The organism is Terriglobales bacterium (genome assembly GCA_035543055.1).
Classification (GTDB): Bacteria; Acidobacteriota; Terriglobia; order Terriglobales; family Acidobacteriaceae; genus JAIQFD01.
Genome location: DATKKJ010000048.1, coordinates 1 through 23655, shown reverse-complemented (window position 1 = coordinate 23655; position 23655 = coordinate 1). Strand labels below are relative to the sequence as shown.

Sequence of the window (23655 nt, the reverse complement as noted above, 5' to 3'; positions counted from 1 at the left end):
TCACATGCACTGTCGCCGCCGCATCGGCGAATGCTCCATCAATTCCATGAAGAAGTCATTCCTCCATGTTCTCGCGGCGCTGCTTTCCTGCCTGTCCTCACTGTCCGCGGCCGACAAGCCGCGGATCACGCTGGACGAGTACTTCGATTCCGTCTCCATCTCCGACGTGAAAATCGCGTTCGATGGCCGCGCGGTGGTCATCGCCACCGAGCGCGCCGATTGGGAGAACAACCGCTACCGCAAGGACCTGTGGCTCTGGCGTGCCAGCACGCGGGCCCTGGTCCCGCTGACCCAGTCCGGCCACGATTCCGATGCCCAGTGGTCGCCGGACGGCCGCTGGATCGCTTTTCTCTCCGACCGCACGCCGCAGAGCGACGTCGGCGTCAAGCAGGATGCCGAGCCCGCCAAGGAACAACCGGCGCACCTCTACGTCATCAGCGCCGAAGGCGGCGAGGCCTTCGCCGTCACCCGCGGGGAAGAGGAGGTCCACGCCTTCGCCTGGAGCGCCGATTCCTGCGGCCTGTACTTCTCCACCCGCGTCCCCTGGAGCAAGGCCAAGCGGGAGGCCTACAAGAAGGAGTGGCAGGACGTCACCCACTGGCGCGAGAGCGAGCGCGGCGACGTGATCGCGCGCATCTCGCTGGCCGAGGCCACCTCCCGCGCCCTCGCCATCACCCCCGGCAGCGCCGTTGCTGAGGACGAGAAAACGAAAAAGGAGAAGGATGCGAAGGAGGAAACCGCGCTCACTCCGGGCGCAGTCCTGCTGGCCACCATTCCGTTGCGTGTCCGCAATCTTGCCCCGTCGCCCGACGGCAAGTGGCTGGGCTTCGACACCGACTCGATCTCCCAGCGCGTCGAGACGCCGCAAGCTTACGAGATCTACCTCCTCGACCTGACGGCGGGCGGCGGCGCGCCGCGACAACTCACCCATAACCAGGCCATCGAGGAAGACCTGGGATGGAGCCCGGACTCCCGCGAGCTCTTCTTCATGGTGCGGATGGGAGCGGTCGAAAGCAAGTACTCCGACGTGCAGAACCGCGTTTACTCGGTCACCCCGGCGGGAGAGGTCCGCCGCTGGGGCGAGAAATTCCTGGGAGCGGTGGACAGCTTCGCCACGCAGCCCGACGGGGCCCTGGTGATCGCCGGACAGCAAGGAACGCAGCAGCCCCTGTTACGGATCACCTCGCCGGCGGCCGCGCCCGTCTCCCTCTCGCGACAGGAAGGGACCTACGGCAAGCTGTCCGTCGCCAAGGCTGCGCCTGCCATCGCCTATGTCTATTCGCGGCTGAACATTCCGTCCGAGGTGTACCTCTCGAGTGACGGCTCGCCGGCCTCGGCCACCGCCATCACTTCATTCAACAAGCTATTCACCGAACGCGAACTGCCGCAGGGCAGGCCCTACCGTTGGAAGTCGGACGACGGCACCGAGGTCGAGGGCATGCTGGTCTATCCCCCCGGTCAATTCGGGGGGAAGAAGCTGCCCACGCTAGTGCTGATCCACGGCGGACCGCAGGACGCCGACGGCGATCGCTTCGGCGCCGATTGGTACGAGTGGGCCATCCTGGCGGCCAGCCGCGGCTGGCTGGTGTTCCGTCCCAACTACCGCGGTTCCAGCGGCTACGGCGACAAGTTCATGCGCGAGATCGTGCCCCACTTGGTCTCGGTCCCGGGCAAGGACATCCTCACCGGCGTGGACGCGCTGGTCCGGGACGGCATCGCCGATCCCGACCGGCTGACCATCGGCGGCTACAGCTACGGCGGCTACATGTCCAACTGGCTTATCACCCAGACTTCGCGCTTCAAGGCCGCGGTCACCGGTGCCGGCGCCGTCGAGCACGCCGCCAACTGGGGCAACGATGACCTCACTTTCGACGACGCCTTCTTCCTCGGCGGCGCTCCCTGGGAGGTTCCGCAGATGTACCACGACGAAGCCGCGCTCTGGCAGTTGAACAAGGTGCGCACGCCCACCCACATCGTGGTCGGGGCCGAGGACATCCGGGTCAGCGCCGCCGAGAACTACCTTCTGGAACGTGCCTTGCACACCCTGAACGTGCCCTCTTCTCTCCTGGTGTTTCCCGGCGAGGGGCATTCGCTCAAGAAGAATCCCTGGCACGGCAAGATCAAGGTGCGGGAAGAACTGAACTGGCTGCAGAAGTACGTGCCGCTGCCCTGAGATCTCCGCGCATCGGTCCCGCCGCGTTGTTTCCGCGACGCCCTTCTTCCCGCATTGAACCCGCCCGGTTTTTCCGATAGCTGCGATTGGAATTTTGCGTTTCTCTCTGGACGCCGATGCGGCTATGAAGGAGATGTACTTTTCTCGCGGAGGAGCTGCCATGATCTGTCCGTACTGCAACGTCGAATACGAGACTCACGCGCCCTGCTTCTGTCATCCGGCGCCACAGGCCGTGGCGGCTGCTCCCGACCCCGGCAAGCCGGCCTTGAAGGAAGAGCGTCTGCCTCCTACAGGCCTCGATAACCCGTTCTGGAAGCCGGAGGTGAACCTGCCCCCCGCGCTCTCCTCGACCCCGGCGCCGCCCCGCGGCCGTCCCGGGTTCTCCGTCTGATTCCTGGTTGCGGTGACTCGAGCCCTGGCTCCGGCCAGGGCTTCTGCTTGGTGGGGGAAAGGCTACTGCTTCTCGAAGACCAGTCTTTGGTCGGTCTCACCCTGCGGTGTAGTGATGTGTTTCTGGACGGACAGGGTCTTGCCGTCCTCGGAGACGGTCCAGCGGCTGGTCCACCTGACGCCCCGGCTCTCGTGCGCCGGCCGGGCCTTGTCGCGCGCTTCGAAGATCAGCACCGGCCCCGCCCAGTACACCCGTGTCCAGAGCTCGCTGTCGCGGCTTGAGTCGGTGACCCGTTCCTCGCCGTCGGTGGTGAATTCCAGGTGCGTCTTCTTGCCGTCCTGCTCCAGGTCGAGCAGCAGGCTGGCGCCGTTGTGGCGGATGCCGTAGACGAGCGAATCAGGCGGGGGCATGGCTCCGAAATCGCTCTTCTCCAGGTTCAGCTTCCATTGTCCGGAGAGGTTCGGGTGGTCATCGGCCCGGCCCACGGCCGTGAGCAGCAGGCAGGTGCAGAGCGTCGTCAAGATCTGCCGGAGCCACCTCATTCGGCTGCTCTGCATGTCGAGGATTGTAGCGCCCCGCACCTCGTTGGTCACCCCCTTCCGTTACCTCGGTTACCTTGCTGGCCCGGCGGAACTGGGCGATTCTGCGGCTGTTGGCGCATTTATTCATCCCGGACTTACAGATCCCAGTGGCAGGCAGGTGCAGGATGGAGCTCACGGTACGGGCGCATCACGCCGGGAACGTGGTGGTGGTGAGATTCGCCGGGCGGATGGTCCTCGGACCGGCCATGACGGCCGCCACCGATTGGCTGCGCGAACTCATCACCCGCAACCCTCAGGTCGTGCTCGACCTGAATGAGCTGTTCTTCGTCGATCCCAGCGGGATCGGCGCTTTGCTCAGCCTTTACACCTCGGCCACCTCGTGCGGCGGAAAGCTGCGCTTCGCCCGCCCCTCGCGCAAAGTCGCCCGTCTGCTGGAAACCACCAAACTCACGACCGTCTTTCCGGTCCATGACTCCGAGGAAGCGGCCATCGCCGCCTTCGTTGCCGGCTAGGTCAACCGCTCCCGCCCGCGACGCCGCCCGCGCCGCGGGCATTTTTTTTGCTCGCGCGCTGCAGTAGAATGCCCCGCCATACAGGAGAACTCATGCCTAGCACCCGCAAGACCGCCGCCAAGAAACCTGCCAGGACCAAGTCGAAGACCGGCAAGTCTTCCCCCAAGCGCAAGTCCGGCACTCCCGCTGGCCCGCTGGTGAACGTCGCCCGCAAGATCGGCACCACCCTGGGCGAGGTCGCGGTGCGCACCGGACTCGTCAAGCCCGGCGGCGGTGAGCCTTCCGGCCAATAGTGGAGCCCTTATGTCTGCTGCCAACGCCGAACCTCTCTCGCCCGCCAGCGTGATCGACGAAGTGCTGCTCAACTGCGAGCGCTGGGCCCGCGACTTCGCCTGGGGCCACCTGTCTCCCGAACCCGTCCGTGAACTGGTGGTGGTTTCCTGCATGGACTCGCGCCAGCCGCTCAAGGCCATGCTCGGCCTGAATCCGGGCGATGCCCACTTCATCCGCAACGCCGGAGGCCTGGTGAGCGACGACGTGCTGCGCTCGCTCCTGATCTCGGTCCATCTGAAGGGCACGCGCGAGATCATGGTCATCCAGCACACCGACTGCGGCCTGCTCGATCTCCGCGAGAGCGAGCTTCGCTCCCGCCTGGAGCGCGAGTACGGCATGCACTCCCAGGGGCCGGCCCATTTCGGCGGCTTCAGTTCGCTGGAGGGAAGCGTGCGCGAGCAGATCGCGCGCGTGCGCTCGCATCCCTGGTTCCCGCACGACGTGCCCGTCCGCGGCTTCATCTACGACGTCAACACCGGCAAGATGCGCGAGGTCCGCTGACCCTTGTGTCCTTCGTGAAGCCTTTGTGCCCTTTGTGGTGAGGTTTTCTTAAGCTCCGGCCGCGTGCGTCTTCTCCGCGGCCCCGCCGCGCAACCACAGCCAGCCAACGCTCGCGGCCATGCCCAGGAACCCCAGGGTCCGCACCACCGCCGCGATGCTCCTGTCCTGCTGCAGCAGCCCCAGCTGCGACAGCATCAGGTACCAATCGTGCTCCACCGGGCCGTCACCGCCGCCCAGGCTCACCAGGTCGAGCTGCTGGATGCGCGCGTCGGCCATGTACGTCGCCACGTAGAGGAAATTTTCGAAGAAGACGAACAGGCAGAACGCCGCCGCCGCCGTCTGCCGCCTGTAGGCGAACGACGCCGCCAGCAGCAGCGGCACCAGCAGCTGCATGATGGTCCCGCCCCACAGCCCCAGCGTCTGCCCGAACCAGCCGAACAGCGCGTGCCCCGATTCGTGGACCACCAGGTTGACGTTGTCGACGAACAGGAAGCCCTCGCGATTGCGCAGCGCGTACACCAGGAACAGCCCGTAGCACGCGGTCCAGGCGATCAGCGCCCAGCGCGGGACCGGCCGCCAGGGCCGGGAGAACGCCTCTCTCAGGTCTTCCAGCACGCTCTCGCCATCCTGTCCGAAATCCGTGCCTGAATCAATATCAAGCCGTCTTCCTTGTGCTCTTTGTGCCAGCCTTGGTCCCCTTTGTGTTGAGGTCTTTGGTTTTTGGACCCCCAGCTACCCAATTCCCCAATTCCCCGATTCCCCAATTACCACCGGCCATGTCCTCTCACCGGGTCATGTCCTGCCGTCCCCTGTTCCCCCGATACTTGCGGCATTTGGCAGTCCGTTCCAGCATATGCAGAACAAATTGCGCTGCATTTCCGCGCAGCGTGGGAGACGTTATGGCCCACATGCATACCACCGAGATTACGAGCGTTCCCCCCAGCCCGCCGGCCGAAGCTCCTTCGGAGCCCATCGCTGAGATCAGCGCCACCCTGTTGCGCGCCCAGGCCTTTCTTTCCGGCTGCGCCATAGCCCTGATGGTGCGTGAGGGTGCGTGGCTGGTCTGCCGCGCCAGCAACGGCGCCGCCGCACCCGAGATCGGCGCCCGCATGGAAGTGGACCACAGCTTCCTCGGCCTCTGCGTCACCCAGAAGAAGCCGCACAGCTGCGAAGACGCCGATTCCGACCTGCGCGTCGAGAACGTCGCTTACTCGCGCCTGCGCCCCAAGTCGATCCTTGCGGTCCCGGTGCGCGCCGGACAGGAGGTCCTCGCCGTCCTCGCCGGTTTCTCCGCTGCCCCCAATGCTTTCACCCATACCCAGATCGCCATCCTGCGCACGGTGGCCGATGCACTCAGCCGCCCGGTGCAGCAGCTCCCGTTGTCGCCCCCCGCCGATGCTCCGGCCCGTTCGCCGGAGCCCTGGCCGTCTTCGCCTCGCGATGCCATGCAGGAGAGAGCGGCGAAACCGGAGCCGCAGCCGGCCGTACCGCCGCCTCCGCCCGCCCCGCCGGTCGCCAAGCCGCGCGAGGAGGTGCTGGCCCTGGCCGATGAGCCCGCCCCGCCCCCGCGCCCGCCGGAGCCGCGCCCCACGCCACCCACGGTGCGGATCGTGAAGCTGCCGGTTCCCCGGACTCTCGATCTGCCGCGTCCGCGCCCCCGTTGGCGCTTCCGGCCGGCGTTGTTCCGCATCGCCACTCTCACGGTGCTCTGCCTGATGTGCGCGCTGGCGACCGCCGGCTGGTATTCGACCCGCATCCCCGACGCGCCTCGTGTGTACACCGCGCCTATCCTGACGCCGCCCGTCCCGCCCACGACCCAGGCTGAGCCGGTGGTCGCACGCGTGCCTGAAGTCCACGAGGCTTCCGTTTCCGCGATAGCCTCCGCTCCGGAACTGAAGCCGCGGGCCGACGTTGCCACCCACCCCGAGCCGCCAACCGCGGAGCCTCCGGTGTCGGCCATCGCGCCTCCGACTCCGCTGCTCCCCAAGTTGCCGCCGGCCGAGGCGCCTGCCGAAGAAGCTCCGACCCTGGCCCTGAACTCCGCTGCTCCGCTGCCGGCGCTGGTCGCCCCGCACGCGGCTGCGCCCGGGATCCACCAGTCGCACGCTACTGCGGCGCAGCTCGTGCAGCAGGTCCCGCCGCGATATCCGCCCGTGGCCCTCAGCCGCCGCATGGCCGGTGAGGTCACGCTCTCGGTGTTGATCCGCAAGGACGGCTCCGTGGGCGACGTGAAGGTGCTCAGGGGCAATCCGGTCTTCCACATGAGCGCGCTGGACGCAGTCAGGCAGTGGCGGTATTCGCCCGCCACCCTCGACGGCCAGCCGGTGGAAGCTCACGCTGACGTGGTGCTTAAGTTCGACCTGCCGGTACGGCGCTGAAGAGCGGATAGACCGTCCGCTGGCGCTTTCTTGCTACTAGGTACCAGGTACTTGGTACTTGCTCTCCGTAGCCACAGTGTCGAATCGCCGAATCCGAAACCCGCATTCAGCGCAGCGGTGAGAATTACGTCCCCAACTGAGTACTGAGTTGACCACCCCCCACCCCGGAGCGTTCCATCACATTTACGCAATCAGTACATTCGCTGCCACCGTTTCTTACTACAATCGGGACGATGGACGAATTCGCGAATGCGCTGACGCACGGCATCGGGCTGCTGCTGGCGCTTATTGCCGTACCGGTCCTGATCATGCTGGCCGCAATGCATGGTTCCGCATGGCACGTGGTCGGCATTAGCGTGTATGGCAGCAGTCTCATCGCGCTCTACGCCGCGTCAACTCTCTACCACTGGGTGCAGCATCCGCCGGCAAAGCGCATCCTGAGGATCATCGACCATTCCGCCATCTACCTTCTCATCGCCGGCACGTACACGCCATTCATGCTGGTGAACCTGCACGGACCATGGGGTTGGACACTGCTCGCGCTGGTCTGGACGATGGCGCTGTTCGGGATAGCGTGGAAGCTGGTGAACCTGGAGCGTTACGTGGTGGCTTCGACGATCGTCTACATCGCCATGGGATGGCTGGTGTTGATCGCGGCCCGGCCGCTTTTCCGCGCCGTTCCGCTACGCGGCCTGGCCTGGCTGCTGGCCGGAGGACTGGCCTACACCGTGGGCATCGTGTTTTTCGGGTGGTCGCGCATCCGCTTTAACCATGCGGTGTGGCACCTGTTTGTGCTCGTCGGCAGCGCCTGCCATTATGTCGCGGTGATGCGCTGCGTCCTGCCTCACGGTAGCGTGTAGCGCGGCGGCTTCGTCTGCCCCGATCGGCAGTCCGGGTAGTCAAGCTCCTCAAAGATTCGAAACGTGTTCCAGCTCGGGCACGATTTTCGCGGCGGGAGGCTTCACGTAGCAGTTACACAAGCAGATCTTGCATGCACCGTACCCCTTCGCACCAACAGCTAGCCGGTGGTCTCTCTTTTCATGCCCGCACTTGCAGTTTGCAGTATTCATGTCGCCTTCGGGACACGGGCTCCAACTCGGCGGTCTAAGGCAGGAGAACTTCAGAGGGACTGACTTAGTTCAGTAGATCTGAAAGAGGAGGGAAACTGCTCACTCCGCAACCACCCTAGTCTTATGCGACGGTAATGTCAATGATGCGTCCAATCAGGGTCAGCCGCCTGGCCGCGCCTCCCGCCCAGCGCTGGCTGCGCCGCAAGTTCCGCGAGCTCATCCGCAAGGGCAGGTTCGAGGATATCGCCAAGATCTCTTACGGCTGGCCCGGCTAGTTCCTATTTACCCGATTACTCAATCACCCAATCTCCCGCCGGAGTTAGTACCTCATCCCCTCCGTACTGAACAGCGGACCGGGCGATTCGCCCTCGGCGGCCGCTTTCAGCCGGAACATTAGCTCTCCCCAGGTGGTGTTGCAGGAGACGAAGTAATCGGTCTCGTTGCGCCAGTCGGCGTGGGAGAACTGGAGTTGGCTACCGGTTTTGGTCGAGCTGAGGCGGAAGAGGATGCGGGTGTCTTTCCACTCCTTGCCCGAGCTGACCAGCCACTCCACCTCGGTGGGCGCAGCCGCCCGGACCCGCCGCAGGCGATAGATGGTCTGCCGGTTGAAGAATCCCAGTTCCACAGAATCCGGGCTGACGTCGGTGATGTCCTCCGCCCACCACTGCGCGAACCCCTCGCCCGAAGACAGCAGCGGAAAGATCCGCTCCGGCGGCGCATCGATCGCGATCGAATGTTTGATGGCAGGCATGGCGGCTGCTTCAAATTACCCGATTACTCAATTACCCGATTTCTCCGCTTCTCCCGTGTCCTCCGTGGTTAGTTGTTCTCTCCGCAGCAGCGGGAACAGGATCACGTCGCGGATGGACTTGGAGTCGGTCAGCAGCATGGTGAGGCGGTCGATGCCGATGCCTTCGCCGCCGGTCGGCGGCATGCCGTAGGAGAGCGCGCGCACGTAGTCGTGGTCGATCTCCGCCATGGCCTCTTCGTCACCCGCCTGCCGCTGGCGCACCTGGTCCTCGAAGCGCCGCAGTTGGTCTTCGGGGTCGTTCAGCTCGCTGAAGGCGTTGCCGATCTCCAGGCCGCCCGCGAACACCTCGAAGCGTTCCACCCAGTCCGGCTCGCCGCGCTTCTCCTTGGAGAGCGGCGACACCGATTTCGGGAAGTCGTAGAGGATAGTCGGCTGGATCAGCTTCTTTTCCGCGACCGCCTCGAACATCCCGACGATGGTCTTGCCCACGTCCTTGGCCTCGAACTTGACGTAGTCCGTGTGCTCGCGCCCGACGCCGTCCAGCGCCGCCGTGGGCGAGATCGGGGCGCCCCCGCGCGCCTGGTTCAGCGTCTCCACGAATGGCTTGAGCTTGGCGGGGTCGTGGAAGTCGGCCATCGCCGGTGCGCTGCCCGCCCACGCCGGCCAGTACTTCACCACCGACTCGCGCATGGACAGCCGCTGGAAATTGCCCCAGTCTATCTCATGCTCGCCGAACTTCACTTTCGTTCCGCCGGTGACCTCGCGCGCCACGAAGCCCAGCAGCTCTGCCGTCAGGTCCATCATGTCGTGATAGTCGGCATAGGCCTGGTAGAACTCCAGCATGGTGAACTCGGGGTTGTGCTGGGTGGAGATGCCCTCGTTGCGGAAGTTGCGGTTGATCTCATACACCCGGTCGATGCCCCCGGCGATCAGCCGCTTCAGGTACAGCTCGGGCGCGATGCGCAGGTACAGGTCCATGTCCAGGGTGTTGTGGTGGGTGGTGAAGGGCCGGGCCGCGGCCCCGCCCACGATGGGCTGCAGCATCGGGGTCTCCACCTCGATGTAGCCGCGGGCGTCAAAGAATTTGCGGATGGCCCGCACCACCGCACTGCGCTTGACGAAGGTCTCGCGCACCTCCGGGTTCATGAACAGGTCCACGTAGCGCTGGCGGTAGCGGGTCTCGACATCGGTGAGCCCGTGCCACTTCTCCGGCATGGGCAGCATGGCCTTGGCCAGGAAGGTCAGCTCTTCCACGTGCACTGACAGTTCATTGGTCCGCGTGCGGAACAGGAAGCCCTTGACCCCGACGTGGTCGCCCAGGTCGAGCAGCTTCCACAGGGCGAAGCCCTTCTCCCCGACGTCATCTTTCTTGACGTAGATCTGGAGGCGTTGCCCGCCCTGCTGCAGGTGGGCGAAGCCCGCCTTGCCCATCAGGCGGATGGCCATGATCCGCCCCGCCACCCGCACCTCCACCCGCTGGGCCGCGAGCTGCTCGGTGGTCGAGTCCTTATATTGCGCGACGATGGCGGGGATCTCGTGCGTCGGCTCGTACTTGTAGGGATAGGCGGGCTGGCCGAGGGCTTCGATCTCCTTCAGCTTCTGCCGCCTCAGTTCGTAGATCTTCTGGTCGAGTGCCAAGTCCTGGGCTTACCTCTTCGTTCCGGAGGGGAAACGCAAGCCAGCGATTATATACGGGCAACCTTTGTGCCCTTTGTGTTGAGCCTTTTTCTCGGGCGGAGCCCTGTAGCCACCGGCAAGCCGATGTGTGCGCTAAATCACATACTCTCGTGACGTTGCGGATTGAAGATGAGGTCGAACCGGTTTACTATTTCCAGTTCTCTCCGAGACTTGGCCGAGGCCTGATGCCCCAGAACTACGTTCCCATCTTCATCTTTGGCGCCGTGGTGGCCGTGCTCATCCCGCTCACCCTCATCCTGGCCAAGCTGGTGCGCCCCGAGAACCCCAACCGCACCAAGCTCATGCCCTACGAGTGCGGCGTCGACCCGGTGGGCGACAGCCGCCAGCGCTACACCGTCCGCTTCTACATCGTCGCCATCCTCTTCGTCATCTTCGATGTGGAGACCATATTTTTGTTTCCGTGGGCGGTGCAGTACAAGCTGCTGGGGTTGTTCGGATTCGTGGAGATGATGATCTTCCTGGCGATCCTGGTGGTGGGGTACGTGTGGATCTGGAAGAAAGGGGCGCTGGAGTGGGTCTAAGGCGATGAGCGACGAAAACAAGGACAAAGTCTCCCCTCCGCAGCCCGGCGCAGGCGCGCCGGCAGACCAGCCACGCACTCCTCCCGCGGCCACGCCCCCGGCGGCCAAGCCTGCGGCGGCGGCGGCACCGCCCGCGGCCGGGGCGGCTCCGCCCAAGCCGGCGGCGCCAGCCAAGCCGGCGGGACCGGCGCCCACGCCGTGGGAGCACGAGCGGGTCGCCAAGCTAAGAAAGCAGTACGGCTCGGGGATCCAGGAGGCCAGCACCTACCTGGGGCAGAACTACATGGTGGTGGACAAGTCGATCCTGCACGAGGTGCTGCGGCTGCTGCGGGACGATGAGCAGTTCGACTACCTGGTGGACCTCACCGCGGTGCACTACCCGAAGCGCGAGGCGAGCCAGTTCGACATCGTTTATGTCCTTTACTCCTTCCCCAAGAACGAGCGGATGCGGGTGAAGACGCAATTGAAAGAGGGCGAGGACGTGCCCAGCGCCGTGCCCCTGTGGCCGACGTCGAACTGGCTGGAGCGGGAGTGCTTCGACATGTTCGGGATCCGGTTCGAAGGGCATCCGGACCTGCGGCGCATCCTGCTGCCGGACGAGTGGAAAGGGTACCCGCTGCGCAAGGACTACGGGATCATCCAGCAGGACCAGGAGTGGGTGAAGATCAACCTGGGGATCGAGAGCGGGCAGTAAGGAGATTGAGCAATTGGGTAATCGGGTAAATTGGGTAATTGAAAAACCCAAAGACTCAACACAAAGGACACGAAGGTAAGCACGAAGGGAACAAAGGAAGAGTCGGGGAATTGGGGGATCGGGGAATTGGGTAATTGAATGGCAGACATCTTAAAGAGCGAACAGAACCCGCTGGCGCTGGAGCAGCTGGAGAAGCGTCCGGCGCCGGAGCAGACGATACTCGACGCCAGCGAGCTCATCATCAACATGGGGCCGCAGCACCCGTCCACGCACGGCGTGCTGCGCGTCATCCTGAAGCTCGACGGGGAAAAAGTCCTGGGCACGGAGTGCGTGATCGGCTATCTGCACCGCGGGGTGGAGAAGATCGCCGAGAACCGCACCTACGCGATGTTCAACCCCTACGTGGACCGGATGGACTACGTGGCGGCGGTATCGAACGGGCTGGGGTACTGCGAGGCGGTGGAGAAGCTGCTGAACGTGGAGGCGCCGCCGCGCGCCGCCTGGGTGCGGACCATCCTGACGGAGCTGAACCGGATCGCCAGCCACCAGCTGTGGCTGGGCACGCACGCGCTCGACATCGGGGCCATCACCCCGCTGTTCTACACCTTCCGCGACCGGGAAGAGATCCTGAAGATCTTCGAGAAGTACTGCGGGGCACGGCTGACCACGCACGCCTTCCGCATCGGGGGCTGCCTGTACGAGACCTATGACGGGTTCGAAGACGAGGTCAAGAACTTCATCAAGTTCGTGGTCCCCAAGGTGGACGAGTACGAGACCCTCCTGACCACCAACCGCATCTGGCTGGAGCGCACCAAGGGCGTCGGCATTCTGAAGGCGGAAGACTGCATCGCGCTGGGCGTGACCGGGCCGGTGCTGCGGGCCAGCGGGGTGAAGTGGGACCTCCGCAAGGCGCAGCCGTACGCGGCCTACAAGAACTTCGAGTTCGAGATCCCGACCGGGCAGAACGGCGACACCTACGACCGGTACATCGTGCGCATCGCGGAGATGCGGCAGTCGCTGCGCATCCTGGAGCAGGCGGTGAACTCCATCCCGGAGGGGCCGATCATGGGAAAGGTGCCCAAGGTGATCAAGCCGCCGGTGGGCGAGATCTACCACTCGATCGAGGCGCCCAAGGGCGAGCTCGGGTACTTCATCGTGAGCGACGGCTCCACGCAGCCCTACCGGGTGCGGGTGCGGCCGCCGTCATTCGTCAACCTGCAGGCGCTGGACAAGATGGTGAAGGGAGCGCTGGTGGCGGACGTGGTGGCGGTGATCGGGACGCTGGATATCGTCTTGGGTGAGGTTGATCGATAGAGATTGGGTAATTGAGTAATCGGGTAATTGGGTAATTGGGTAATTGAGAGCCTGAGTCGGGTGAAGCGAGGAAATGAGTAAACCGGAAGAATTGAGAGACAGGACCAAACGATTCGCGCTGCGAGTCGTGCGATTGTTCCGGTCTTTACCGCGGTCTTCCGATGCGGAGGTCATGGGAAAGCAGCTACTGCGTTGCGGTACCTCGGTTGCCGCGAATTATCGTGCAGTTTGCCGGGCTCGTTCTAAGAAGGAATTCATCTCTCGCATCGGCGTCGTGGTCGAAGAGGCGGACGAGGCCGTGTTCTGGCTGGAAATGCTGGTGGGATCCGGGGTATTCCAAGCAGAAAAACTCGAGCCGTTGCTGAAAGAGGCCAGGGAACTGACGGCGATATTTACCGCAGCAGAGCGCACTGCCAAGAGCCGGAAGAAGCAATTACCCGATTACGCAATTACTCAATTACCCAATCGCGGATAAGAGATGCTGGAATACATAACTGGATACTTGTCGCAGAACACGACGCCGGGGGAGGCGGGGAATGCCTTCTGGGCGCTGGTCTATATCCTGATCATCTTCGCCGGGGTGTCGCTGGCGGTGATCGCGATGAACTGGCTGGAACGGAAGATCCTGGCGCACATGCAGGTGCGGCTGGGGCCGATGCGGGTGGGCCCGCACGGGCTGCTGCAACCCATCGCCGACGCCATCAAGCTGCTGATCAAGGAAGACATCATCCCGGACCAGGCCGACAAGGTGGTGTTCTGGCTGGCGCCGGTGGTGATCGTCATCGCCGCCTTCACCACCTACATCGTGATCCCCTTCGGCCCGACCCATGCGGTCACCGACATGAACATCGGGCTGCTGTTCATGCTGGGGGTGGCGTCGATGGGGACGCTGGCGGTCATCATGGCGGGCTGGGCGTCGAACTCGCACTACCCGCTGCTGGGCTCGCTGCGCTCCAGCGCGCAGATGGTCTCCTACGAGATCGCGATGGGCATGGCGGTGGTGTCGGCCATCCTGATGACGTCGCTGAGCACCGGCACCGGCACGTTGAGCATGATCGGCATCGTGCGGGCACAGGAGGCGCAGCAGACCTGGTTCGTCTTCAAGTTCTTCCCCCTGGGACTGATCGCGTTCTTCATCTTCGCCGTGGCCATGGTGGCGGAGACCAACCGGGCGCCCTTCGACCTGCCGGAAGCGGAATCGGAGCTGACCGCGGGCTTCCACACCGAGTACTCAGGCTTCCGCTGGTCGCTGTTCTTCCTTGCGGAGTACGCGGCGATGCTCGCCGTCTCGTCCATCGCGGTGGCCCTGTGGCTGGGAGGGTGGATGCGGCCGTTCCCGCACTGGCTGAGCGGGCCGGCCTGGGACATGGCATTCTCGTTCGTGCCGGCGCTGACCTTCTTCTTCCTGGCGGGGATGACGTTCCGCACCTTCCTGCGCATGCCCACGCATCCGGCGTTCAAGATCCAAAAGCTGGGGCTGGGAGGTTTCGGAGCGGTGCTGGGGCTGATCGGGCTGATCCTGCTGGCGCCGCCGGTGCGGGCTCGGGTCCAGGACATCTACTGGTTCGTGCTGAAGGTGTCGGCCTTCATGTACCTCTACATCTGGTACCGGGGGACGTTCCCGCGGTACCGCTTCGACCAGCTGATGAAGCTGGGATGGAAGTTCATGATCCCGACGGGGATCGCCGTCCTTATTCTTACCGCCCTGGCGGGGCTGAGGTTGTCATGAGCGTCTCGCAATTCTTCCGGCGGCTATTGCTGGTGGACCTGATCAAGGGGCTGTCGGTGACGTTCCGCTACCAGCATCCGAAAGAGATCTATACCGAGCAGTATCCGATGGAGCGGCCGAAGGTGGCGGAGCGCTACCGGGGGCTGCACCGGCTGAACGTGAACCCGGAGACGGGGGAGACGCTGTGCATCGCCTGCGACCTGTGCGCACTGGCCTGCCCGGAGAAGCTGATCAAGGTGACCAGCGAGCGCGACCCGATAACCAAGCGCAAGAAGATGGTCGGCTACACGGTGGACCTGAGCCGCTGCATGTTCTGCGGGCTGTGCGAGGACGCCTGCTCGACCGACGCCATCGAGCTGACCCAGGACTTCGAACTGGCGCTCTACAGCCGCGAAGGCCTGGTGCTCGACCGCGAGCAACTGGAGCGCGGATTGCAACCGACGGTGTACGTGAAATGAACCCAGTCGCCACCCCATTCTTCTTCTACTTCCTGTCGGGGCTCGCGGTGCTGAGCGCGCTGGCGGTGATCCTGCGCCGCAACCCGGTGCACTCGGCGATCGCGCTGATCGTCACCCTGCTGTCGCTGGCCGGGCTGTACCTGATGCTCTACGCCCCGTTCGTGGCCGGCGTGCAGATCATCCTCTACGTGGGCGGGATCATGGTGCTGTTCCTGTTCGTGATCATGCTGGTGAACATCGACCGCACGCTGGTAGAGGAGCAGTTCAACAAGCAGTGGCTGGTGGGGATCGCGGCCACGCTGGCGCTGGGCGCGCTGTTCGTGTCGGCGTATTTGAAGGGAAGCTCGATGTTCCCGACAAGGGTGGTGGAGCTGTCGGAACGCAGCAATACCCAGGACATCGGGGTGATGTTGTACCGCAATTACCTGCTGCCGTTCGAGATCGCGTCGCTGCTGCTGCTGGTGGCGATCGTGGGTGCGGTGGTGATGGCGAAGAAGAGGATCTAGAGGGATTGGGGAATTGAGTAATCGGGTAATTGGGTAATTGAGAAGCAAGGAATTCACCACGAAGGACACGAAGGTAGGCACGAAGGACACGAAGGAAGACGTCAGATGGAGATCACGACTTTACATTACCTGGTAGTGGCGGCGGCGCTGTTCATCATCGGCACCATCGGGGTGGTGACGCGGCGCAACGTGGTCATCATCCTGATGTCCATCGAGCTGATCCTGAACGCAGTGAACCTGAACCTGCTGGCGTTCTCGCGGCTGTACAACCTGCAAGGACAGGTGTTCTCCATCTTCGTGATCACCGACGCAGCGGCGGAGGCGGCCGTGGGACTGGGCATCCTGATCGCGTTCTTCCGGAACAAAGAGACGATCAATGCGGACGAGGTGGACTTGCTGAAATGGTAGCTAGTAGCTGGTAGTTAGTAGTTAGGAAAGACCTCACTACAAGGGGCACGAAGGGCACGAAGGAAAGCCAAGAGCCAAGAGCATGTTCTTCTTAGAGCAGATTTGGATCATACCGCTGCTGCCGGCGTTCGGGGCGGCGATGATGTTCTTCTTCGGGCGGCGGCTGCCCAAACGGGCGGTGAGCGTCATCTGCGTGGGCGTGGTAGTGCTGGCCTTCCTGATGGCGGTGGGCGCGGTGTGGCAGCTGACCGATTACTCGGCGGCCAACCACGGCAAGCCCTTCGAAAAAGTGATGTACACCTGGCTGGGGACGGACGACGGCCAACTGGGCTACGCCACGCGCGACGGGCGCTTCGCCAACTTCAAGGCGGAGGCCGGGTTCCTGCTCGACCCGCTGTCGGCCATCTGGCTGCTGTTCGTGACCGGCGTGGGCATGCTGATCCACATCTACAGCATCGGCTACATGGGCCACGAAGGCGGCTACTACCGGTTCTTCGGCTACTTGAACCTGTTCATGTTCGCCATGCTGACCCTGGTGCTGGGGAACAACTACGCCATGATGTTCGTGGGCTGGGAGGGCGTGGGCCTGTGCTCCTACCTGCTGATCGGTTTCTATTTCCTGAGACATTCGGCTTCGACGGCCGCCAACAAGGCGTTCATCGTCAACCGGGTGGGTGACGCCGGGTTCCTCCTGGGCATGTTCACCATCGCCTGGTACCTGGGTTCGGTGAAGTACACGGCGATCAACGAGCTGGCGCACAGCGGACACTTCCAGGTCGGCGACCCGATCATCACCGCGGCCTGCCTGCTGCTGTTCGTGGGGGCGTGCGGCAAGTCGGCGCAGGTGCCGCTGTACGTCTGGCTGCCGGATGCGATGGAAGGCCCGACCCCGGTGTCGGCGCTGATCCACGCGGCGACCATGGTGACCGCAGGCGTGTACATGGTGGCGCGCTCCAACGCGCTGTTCATGCTGGCCCCGGAGGCGATGAAGACGGTGGCCATCATCGGGGCGGTGACGGCCATCTTTGCGGCCTCGATCGGGCTGGTGCAGAACGACATCAAGCGGGTGCTGGCCTACTCCACGGTCTCGCAGCTGGGATACATGTTCCTGGCGCTGGGGGTGGGGGCGTTCGCGGCCGGCGTGTTCCACGTGTTCACCCACGCCTTCTTCAAGGCGCTGCTGTTCCTGGGCTCGGGCTCGGTGATCCATGCGCTCTCCGGCGAGCAGAACATGCAGAAGATGGGGGCAATGGCGGAGAAGATCCCAACCACCTTCCGGACGATGCTGGTGGGGACGCTGGCCATCGCCGGGATCCCACCGCTGGCCGGCTTCTTCTCGAAGGACGAGATCTTGTGGCAGGCGTGGTCGGCGCACGAAGGGGCGTTCCGCGTGCTGTGGTACATCGGGTTCGCGACTGCGGTGATGACCTCGTTCTACATGTTCCGGCTGATCTACCTGACGTTCTGGAGCCCGTCGCGGGTGGACCACGAGGTGGAACACCACATCCACGAGTCGCCCAGGAGCATGACCGGGCCGCTGGTGGTGCTGGCCATCGGGTCGGTGCTGGCCGGGTTCCTGGGAGTGTCACCGGCGCTGGGCGGCTCCAACCGGTTCGAGAAATACCTGGAGCCGGTGTTCGCGCGCGAGGCGGCGGCAGGGGAAGGGCACGCGGCGGCTCCCGCAGAAGCGCCCAAGCACGAGAACACCGAGTACCTGCTGATGCTGCTCTCGGTGGGCGCGGCGTTTGCCGGGTGGGGGCTGGCCAAGCGTTCCTATGCGAGCGCGGGGAAGGACTACCGCGAGCCCATCGACGCAATCGCACCACCGGTCTATAACGTGCTCTTCAACAAGTGGTACGTGGACGAGGCCTACGACTACGCCTTCACCGGCAGGCGGCCGCTGGGGCCGGTGCGGCTGGGGGCCATGGGCCTGGGCGAAGCGGCGTGGAAATTCGACGCCAACTTCGTGGACGGCGGGGTCAACGGGGCGGGGTGGCTGACGCGCTTCACATCGGCGGTCTCCATCTGGTTCGACAAGTGGATCGTGGACGGGATCGGGGTACACACGGTGCCGGGGATCACCTACTTCGGCGGGCTGGTGATGCGGGTGGTGCAGTGGGGCTTGGTGCAGTGGTATGCGCTGGTGATGGTGGCGGGACTCTTGGGATTCGCAGTGTATTACCTGGTGAAGTGATTTTGCGCGGGCGTGGACGCCCGCGCGACAGCCGGCAGGACGCCGGCGGTACAAGACGCAGGAATTGGTGAACTGAAATCATGTACAACCACATACTCTCGATCATTCTGTTCACGCCGCTGGTCGGCGCCATCGTGTTGCTGTTCGTGCCGAAGGACAATAAGAACGCCATCCGCTGGGTGGCGAACCTGTTCGCGCTGGCGGGACTGGTGGTCTCACTGCCGCTGGTGCCGTGGTTCTGGGCGGTGAAAGGCCAGCCGGGCTTCCAGTTCTTGGAGCGGGCGACGTGGATCCCCTCCATCGGCGCCGAATACAGCCTGGGCATCGACGGCATCAGCTTCCTGCTGATTATGCTGACCACGCTGCTGGGGTGGGTCTCGATCCTGTCGTCGTGGACGGCGATCGAGGAGCGGGTGAAGGAATACTACGTCTGGTTCCTGGTGCTGCAGGCCGGCATGCTCGGCGTCTTCATGTCGCTGGACTTCTTCCTGTTCTTCGTCTTCTGGGAAGCCATGCTGGTGCCGATGTACCTGCTGATCGGCATCTGGGGCGGGCCGCGCAAGCTCTACGCGGCGATCAAGTTCTTTTTGTACACGTTGCTGGGCTCGGTGCTGATGCTGCTGGGCATCCTGTTCCTGTACTTCAACCACCACGCCAAGACCGGGGTGTACACCTTCAGCGTGACGGAGTTGTACAAGACGGCGCCGGATATTACGGGGACGGCGGCGACGCTGCTGTTCCTGGCGTTCTTCATCGGGTTCGCCATCAAGGTGCCCATGTTCCCCTTCCATACGTGGCTGCCGGACGCGCACGTGGAGGCGCCGACCGCGGGCTCGGTGATCCTGGCGGGCGTCCTGCTGAAGATGGGAACGTACGGGTTGGTGCGGTTCTCGCTGCCGCTGTTCCCCAAGGTGGCGATGAGCGACTCGATGCGACTGTGGATGATGGTGCTGTCGGTGATCGGCATCGTGTACGGCGCGCTGGTGTCGCTGATGCAGAAGGACATGAAGAAGCTGGTGGCGTATTCGTCGGTGAGCCACCTGGGGTTCTGCACCCTGGGCATCTTCGCGCTGAACCCCCTGGGACTGAGCGGGTCTGTGCTGCAGCAGATCAACCACGGGATCTCGACGGGAGCGCTGTTCTTGATCGTCGGCATCCTGTACGAGCGGCGGCACACGCGCGAGATCGCGGAGTACGGCGGGGTGAGCAACCGCATGCCAGTGTACGCCACGGTGACGCTGATCATGTTCCTGTCGTCGATGGGGCTGCCGCTGCTGAACGGGTTCATCGGAGAGTTCACCATCCTGCAGGGCACCTTCATGGAGCCGATGATCGCCGGCTACAGCGGGCGAGTGTGGGCGGCGTGGGCGGTGCTGGGCGTCATCCTGGGCGCGGCCTACCTGCTCTGGCTCTACCAGCGGGTATTCTTCGGGCCGATCAACAATCCGAAGAACGAGAAGCTCAACGACCTGACGCCGCGCGAAGTAGTTACGTTCGTGCCGCTGATCATCCTGGCGTTCTGGATCGGGCTGTTCCCCAAGCCGTTCTTCCAGATCCTGGAAACGCCGGTGAACAACATCGTGTACAACCAGCTGCATCGCGAGCTGCCGAAGCCGCAGCCGGAGGCGCCGAAGGAGGCGGGCGCGCCACACCAGGAGCATGCGGCCGCGGCCGAGCCGGCCAAGGCGGAGCAGGCCAAGGCGGCGGTGACGCCGGGCGCCGCGGGGCAGAGGAAATAGCATGCCGCAGATCATCGCCAACTATTTCACGAGAATGGATTACGTGCTGGCGTTGCCGATCGTGATGCTGACGGTGTTCGCGCTGGGTATTCTGCTCATCGATCTGATGCTGCCGGAAGAGTGGAAGCGGCTGAACGCGGTCACCGCCCTGATGGGGATCGGATTCGCGGCGGTGGCCTTGATCAAGAACATCCACCTGCCGTACGACGCGCTGGCGTCGGAGGGCATGTCGCTGGCCCCGTTCTGGCATGGGTTCGGCGGCGCGGTGCGCATGGATTCCTTCGCCATCTACTTCTGCTACCTGTTCCTGGCGGGGGCGGCGATCACCGTCCTGATGTCAGTGCGCTACCTGGAGATCGAGGGCGAGAGCCACGGCGAGTTCTATGCCCTCATCCTGCTGTCGGTGATCGGCATGATGGGCATGGCCATGGGCATGGACCTGATCATGCTGTTCATCAGCCTGGAGCTGATGGCCATCTCGACCTACGTGCTGGTGGGGTTCCTGCGGCGCGACAAGCGGTCGAACGAGGCGTCGCTGAAGTACCTGCTGCTGGGAGCGTTCTCGTCGGGCATCTTCGCCTACGGGCTGTCGCTGCTGTACGGACTGTCGGGAAGCACCAAGCTGCACGTGATCGCGCAAAAGCTGGGCACGGAACTGGCGCGGGAGCCGCACAGCCCGGTGGTCATCCTGGCGCTGCTGACCACGTCGGTGGGGCTGTTCTTCAAGATCGCGGCCGTGCCCTTCCACCAGTGGGCGCCGGACGCCTATGAGGGCGCGCCGACCTCGATCACCGGCTACATGTCGGTGGCGGGCAAGGCGGCGGCCTGGGCCCTGCTGCTGCGCATCTACCTGTGGGGCCTGCCGGCGGTGCGGCCACTCTACATCCCGCTGCTGGTGTTCGTGGCCATCGCCACCATGACCGGCGGCAACCTGGGGGCGCTGACCCAGACCAATCTGAAGCGCCTGTTCGCATATTCTTCGATCGCGCACGTGGGCTACATGCTGCTGGGCCTGATCGCGGGCGACAAGTACAGCCCGAGCGGTACCGGCATCAAAGGCATCCTGTTCTACCTGATGGTGTACACCTTCATGAACCTGGGGGCGTTCGCGGTGCTGACCTCGCTGCGGCGGCGGGAGATCATCGGCGACGAGATCGACGACATCTCCGGGCTCTACTTCAAGGCGCCGGCGGAGGCGATGCTGATGTTCGTATTCCTGCTCTCGCTGGCCGGTATCCCGCCATTCGCCGGGTTCTACGGGAAGTACTTCATCTTCCTGTCGCTGATCGAGACCGGGCATTACGGGCTGGCCTCGATCGCGGTGCTGTACGTGGCGGTCGCGATGTACTACTACCTGCGGGTCGCCAACGCCATGCTGATGCGCCCGGCGGTGGACGCCGAACCGGTGCACATCTCGCCGGGAATGGGCGTAGCCCTGGCGATAACCGCAGCGGCGACCATCGGGATCGGATTGTTCCCCGAAGTGTTCATCCGGCTGACCAACTGGGGCATCGGGATCACGCGGGTAGCGCCGTCGGTGGCGCAAATCGTCAAGTAATTGGGTAATTGGGGAATCGGGTAATTGGGTAATTGAAAAACAAAACCTTCACCACGAAGGACACGAAGGAAGGATCACGAAGGAAGGCGTGATCCTTTTGGCGTTTAGGGCGGATAGAATCGGGAGCTGATGATAGGGGACCGCAAGACGTGGCTGCAGGTGAGCCGGTTCATTGAGCTGGGAGTGCTACTGCCGGCATGCACCTTCGTGGGATGGCTGGTCGGGGCAGGGCTGGATAGGTGGCTGCATACGACTTGGCTATATCTGCTGGGGCTGATCTTGGGGATTGCGGCGGGGTTTGTGCAGTTGATCAGGACGGTGCTGGCGGAGGAGAAGAAAGGTTAGAGTACCAAGTACCCAGTACCAAGTACCAAGCCAAAGACCGCGGTGGATCACTTGGTACTTGGTACCTGGTACTTGGTACTGTGGCGGACGAGACCATTTCGCAAGAATCCGAGCAGTTCTACGCCGGGGCGTACGGCCGCATCGTGCGGGTGATGGTGGCGGTGGCGGTGGCGCTCAGTGTGGTGGCGCTGGTCCGCTTCGGGGCGGCGATCGCGGCGGGATTCGCGGTGGGATGCGCCATCGGGATGCTGAACTTCCACTGGCTGAAGCGGGTGGTGAGCGCGTTCGCCGACCGCGCTACCGGGAGCAGCAAGAAGGCGGGCAGCGCCGGGGTGGTGTTGCGCTTTCTCCTTCGTTATCTGTTGGTTGCAGCGGTTGCGTATGTTATATTCAGAGTTTCTTTGGCCAGTCTTTACGGGCTCTTGGCGGGCCTGTTCCTCCCGGTTGCGGCGATCATGATCGAGGCAGTGTACGAGGTCTATGTGGCACTTCGGCGGGGAGTGTAGCTGGGCGTTGACATGGAACAGCTTCCTTTCACAGCACTCTTGAACAAGATCTTCGGTGGGGTCGCGCTCTCCATCCTGAACGCATTGGGCATCCACGCGGAGCATCCGGAAACCCCTATCACCAACTTCGTGGCCATGGAGATCCTGGTGGCGCTGCTGCTGCTGGCCTTCTTTGTGCTGATCCGGTCGCGGTTGTCGGTGGAGAGCCCGGGCGGGATGCAGCACATCCTCGAGGGCTTCAACGGTTTCGTCCAGGACCAGAGCAACGAGATCATCGGGCACCACAGCGAACCGTACACTCCCTTCCTGGTGACCCTGGGACTGTTCGTGCTGGGCTGCAACCTGCTGGGGCTGATCCCGGGATTCGAGACACCGACGGCCAACCCGTCGGTGCCGCTGGGTTGCGCTCTGTGTTCCTTCGGGTACTACCACTGGCAGGGGATCAAGAAGCAGGGACCGCTGCACTACGCGATGCATTTTGCCGGGCCGCTGCCGGCGCTGGCGCCTCTGATGATCCCCATCGAGCTGGTCAGCCATTCGGCGCGAGTGCTGTCGCTCACCATCCGTCTTACGGCCAATATGTTCGCCGGGGACCTGGTGACGCTGGTGTTCATCTCGCTGGTGCCGATCGGGATCCCGATCATTTTCCTGGGACTGCACATATTCGTTTCATTCCTGCAGGCATATATCTTTGTGCTGCTGACAACGGTGTATTTGTCGGGAGCGGTGGCGGAAGAGCACTGAGTTTGGGAGACGCCCTGACGGGCGTCTCTACCGTAAGGCCGTACAGCGTGAGGGCGTCTGCACGAGGATGACGTCAACCACCCACTGGCGGCGATTCATAGAAGGAGCAACACCGATGCGCAAAACGATGATGTATGTCTTCCTGGTCATGGCGGCGCTGTGCTTCGCCATGCCCGTGTACGCCCAGGGGGAGCACGCCGCCGCGGCGGGCCCGAACTGGGTGGCGATCACTTCCGGCTTCGCCATGTCCATCGCTTCGGCGGTCTGCGGACTGGCACAGGCTCGGGCTGCTTCTGCTGCTGCAGAAGGGATGGCCCGCAATCCTGCTGCCCGTCCGGGGATCCAATTCGCGCTGATCCTGAGCCTCGTGCTGATTGAGTCGCTGGCACTCTACACGCTGGCCATAATCATCGTGAAGGTGAAATAGTTTTCTGGCCGGCCGAGGTCGGCCTGCCTACGGAACAGAGCCTCCGCTGCGGCGGAGGCTTTTCTTGTTGATCGGGTAATTGGGGAATCGGGTAATTGGGTAATTGAAAAGCTCACCACAAAGGACACAAGGGTAAACACGAAGGGCACAAAGGAAGACCCGC

28 protein-coding genes are annotated in these 23655 nt (G+C 63.7%); 23 read left to right on the top strand and 5 right to left on the bottom strand.

What is annotated here, in order from left to right:
* Nucleotides 1-46: 46 nt before the first annotated feature.
* Nucleotides 47-2173 carry a prolyl oligopeptidase family serine peptidase gene (locus tag VMS96_03595; GenBank protein HVP42486.1) on the top strand — a complete coding sequence of 709 codons (2127 nt, stop codon included), beginning with the start codon at nt 47-49 and terminating at the stop codon, nt 2171-2173.
* Nucleotides 2174-2333: 160 nt separating this feature from the next.
* Entirely contained in the window at nt 2334-2564 is a 231-nt protein-coding gene (locus VMS96_03590; protein HVP42485.1) for a hypothetical protein, read from the top strand.
* Nucleotides 2565-2626: 62 nt separating this feature from the next.
* Here the strand turns inward: VMS96_03590 and VMS96_03585 are convergent, their stop codons facing one another.
* A complete protein-coding gene (locus VMS96_03585) occupies nt 2627-3121 on the bottom strand; it encodes a hypothetical protein (GenBank protein HVP42484.1) in 495 nt (164 codons plus the stop codon).
* A gap of 149 nt (nt 3122-3270) precedes the next feature.
* Between VMS96_03585 and VMS96_03580 the strand changes: the two genes are divergently transcribed.
* The 3 genes from VMS96_03580 to VMS96_03570 all read left to right on the top strand — a co-directional run bounded on the left by VMS96_03580 (nt 3271) and on the right by VMS96_03570 (nt 4452).
* On the top strand, nt 3271-3618 hold the full coding sequence (locus VMS96_03580; protein HVP42483.1) for an STAS domain-containing protein: 348 nt from the start codon (nt 3271-3273) through the stop codon (nt 3616-3618).
* A 92-nt stretch (nt 3619-3710) separates the two neighbouring features.
* Nucleotides 3711-3911: a hypothetical protein gene (locus VMS96_03575; GenBank protein HVP42482.1), complete on the top strand. Its 201-nt coding sequence runs from the start codon at nt 3711-3713 to the stop codon at nt 3909-3911.
* 10 nt (nt 3912-3921) lie between these two features.
* Nucleotides 3922-4452, top strand: a complete 531-nt coding sequence (locus VMS96_03570; GenBank protein HVP42481.1) for a carbonic anhydrase — start codon at nt 3922-3924, stop codon at nt 4450-4452.
* A 48-nt stretch (nt 4453-4500) separates the two neighbouring features.
* Here the strand turns inward: VMS96_03570 and VMS96_03565 are convergent, their stop codons facing one another.
* A complete protein-coding gene (locus tag VMS96_03565; protein HVP42480.1) occupies nt 4501-5067 on the bottom strand; it encodes a hypothetical protein in 567 nt (188 codons plus the stop codon).
* A 284-nt stretch (nt 5068-5351) separates the two neighbouring features.
* Here VMS96_03565 and VMS96_03560 point away from each other — a divergent pair, with 284 nt between their 5' ends.
* The 3 genes from VMS96_03560 (at nt 5352) to VMS96_03550 (ending at nt 8175) form a co-directional block, all read left to right on the top strand.
* Nucleotides 5352-6830 (top strand): TonB family protein, encoded by a 1479-nt coding sequence (locus VMS96_03560; protein ID HVP42479.1) that lies wholly within the window; start codon nt 5352-5354, stop codon nt 6828-6830.
* A 233-nt stretch (nt 6831-7063) separates the two neighbouring features.
* The gene (locus VMS96_03555; GenBank protein HVP42478.1) at nt 7064-7690 is read left to right on the top strand and encodes a hemolysin III family protein; all 627 of its coding nucleotides are present in this window, start codon (nt 7064-7066) and stop codon (nt 7688-7690) included.
* Between the two features lie 350 nt (nt 7691-8040).
* Complete coding sequence (locus tag VMS96_03550) at nt 8041-8175, top strand: hypothetical protein (GenBank protein HVP42477.1); 135 nt, start codon at nt 8041-8043, stop codon at nt 8173-8175.
* 44 nt (nt 8176-8219) lie between these two features.
* Here VMS96_03550 and VMS96_03545 read toward each other — a convergent pair whose 3' ends face one another.
* Both VMS96_03545 and lysS read right to left on the bottom strand, forming a co-directional pair.
* Entirely contained in the window at nt 8220-8651 is a 432-nt protein-coding gene (locus VMS96_03545; protein HVP42476.1) for an SRPBCC domain-containing protein, read from the bottom strand.
* A gap of 27 nt (nt 8652-8678) precedes the next feature.
* Nucleotides 8679-10289 (bottom strand): lysine--tRNA ligase, encoded by a 1611-nt coding sequence (gene lysS / locus VMS96_03540; GenBank protein HVP42475.1) that lies wholly within the window; start codon nt 10287-10289, stop codon nt 8679-8681.
* Nucleotides 10290-10513: 224 nt separating this feature from the next.
* Between lysS and ndhC the strand changes: the two genes are divergently transcribed.
* From ndhC to VMS96_03465, 15 genes are all read left to right on the top strand, one after another.
* A complete protein-coding gene (ndhC, locus tag VMS96_03535) occupies nt 10514-10870 on the top strand; it encodes an NADH-quinone oxidoreductase subunit A (GenBank protein ID HVP42474.1) in 357 nt (118 codons plus the stop codon).
* A gap of 4 nt (nt 10871-10874) precedes the next feature.
* Nucleotides 10875-11564, top strand: a complete 690-nt coding sequence (locus VMS96_03530) for an NADH-quinone oxidoreductase subunit C (GenBank protein HVP42473.1) — start codon at nt 10875-10877, stop codon at nt 11562-11564.
* Nucleotides 11565-11702: 138 nt separating this feature from the next.
* On the top strand, nt 11703-12878 hold the full coding sequence (locus VMS96_03525) for an NADH-quinone oxidoreductase subunit D (protein HVP42472.1): 1176 nt from the start codon (nt 11703-11705) through the stop codon (nt 12876-12878).
* Between the two features lie 73 nt (nt 12879-12951).
* Complete coding sequence (locus VMS96_03520; protein HVP42471.1) at nt 12952-13353, top strand: four helix bundle protein; 402 nt, start codon at nt 12952-12954, stop codon at nt 13351-13353.
* A 3-nt stretch (nt 13354-13356) separates the two neighbouring features.
* Entirely contained in the window at nt 13357-14607 is a 1251-nt protein-coding gene (locus tag VMS96_03515) for a complex I subunit 1 family protein (GenBank protein HVP42470.1), read from the top strand.
* The gene (locus VMS96_03510; GenBank protein ID HVP42469.1) at nt 14604-15065 is read left to right on the top strand and encodes an NADH-quinone oxidoreductase subunit I; all 462 of its coding nucleotides are present in this window, start codon (nt 14604-14606) and stop codon (nt 15063-15065) included. Before VMS96_03515 ends, VMS96_03510 begins: the two co-directional genes overlap by 4 nt.
* A complete protein-coding gene (locus tag VMS96_03505) occupies nt 15062-15571 on the top strand; it encodes an NADH-quinone oxidoreductase subunit J (protein HVP42468.1) in 510 nt (169 codons plus the stop codon). Before VMS96_03510 ends, VMS96_03505 begins: the two co-directional genes overlap by 4 nt.
* Nucleotides 15572-15676: 105 nt before the next feature.
* Nucleotides 15677-15979, top strand: coding sequence for an NADH-quinone oxidoreductase subunit NuoK (gene nuoK / locus VMS96_03500; protein ID HVP42467.1), 303 nt, complete (start codon nt 15677-15679; stop codon nt 15977-15979).
* A gap of 82 nt (nt 15980-16061) precedes the next feature.
* Nucleotides 16062-18173, top strand: a complete 2112-nt coding sequence (nuoL, locus tag VMS96_03495; protein HVP42466.1) for an NADH-quinone oxidoreductase subunit L — start codon at nt 16062-16064, stop codon at nt 18171-18173.
* A gap of 80 nt (nt 18174-18253) precedes the next feature.
* Nucleotides 18254-19912: an NADH-quinone oxidoreductase subunit M gene (locus VMS96_03490; GenBank protein ID HVP42465.1), complete on the top strand. Its 1659-nt coding sequence runs from the start codon at nt 18254-18256 to the stop codon at nt 19910-19912.
* A 1-nt stretch (nt 19913) separates the two neighbouring features.
* On the top strand, nt 19914-21470 hold the full coding sequence (locus tag VMS96_03485; GenBank protein HVP42464.1) for an NADH-quinone oxidoreductase subunit N: 1557 nt from the start codon (nt 19914-19916) through the stop codon (nt 21468-21470).
* Nucleotides 21471-21599: 129 nt separating this feature from the next.
* Entirely contained in the window at nt 21600-21815 is a 216-nt protein-coding gene (locus VMS96_03480) for an AtpZ/AtpI family protein (GenBank protein ID HVP42463.1), read from the top strand.
* An 80-nt stretch (nt 21816-21895) separates the two neighbouring features.
* Nucleotides 21896-22321 (top strand): ATP synthase subunit I, encoded by a 426-nt coding sequence (locus VMS96_03475; GenBank protein ID HVP42462.1) that lies wholly within the window; start codon nt 21896-21898, stop codon nt 22319-22321.
* A 12-nt stretch (nt 22322-22333) separates the two neighbouring features.
* Entirely contained in the window at nt 22334-23065 is a 732-nt protein-coding gene (gene atpB, locus VMS96_03470) for a F0F1 ATP synthase subunit A (protein ID HVP42461.1), read from the top strand.
* A 115-nt stretch (nt 23066-23180) separates the two neighbouring features.
* Nucleotides 23181-23492: an ATP synthase F0 subunit C gene (locus VMS96_03465; protein ID HVP42460.1), complete on the top strand. Its 312-nt coding sequence runs from the start codon at nt 23181-23183 to the stop codon at nt 23490-23492.
* On the opposite strand, the gene VMS96_03460 is transcribed toward VMS96_03465, so the two are convergent.
* Nucleotides 23456-23655 (bottom strand): hypothetical protein (locus VMS96_03460; protein HVP42459.1); only part of this gene is annotated, 200 nt, incomplete at its 5' end. The two genes, VMS96_03465 and VMS96_03460, sit on opposite strands and share 37 nt — an antisense overlap.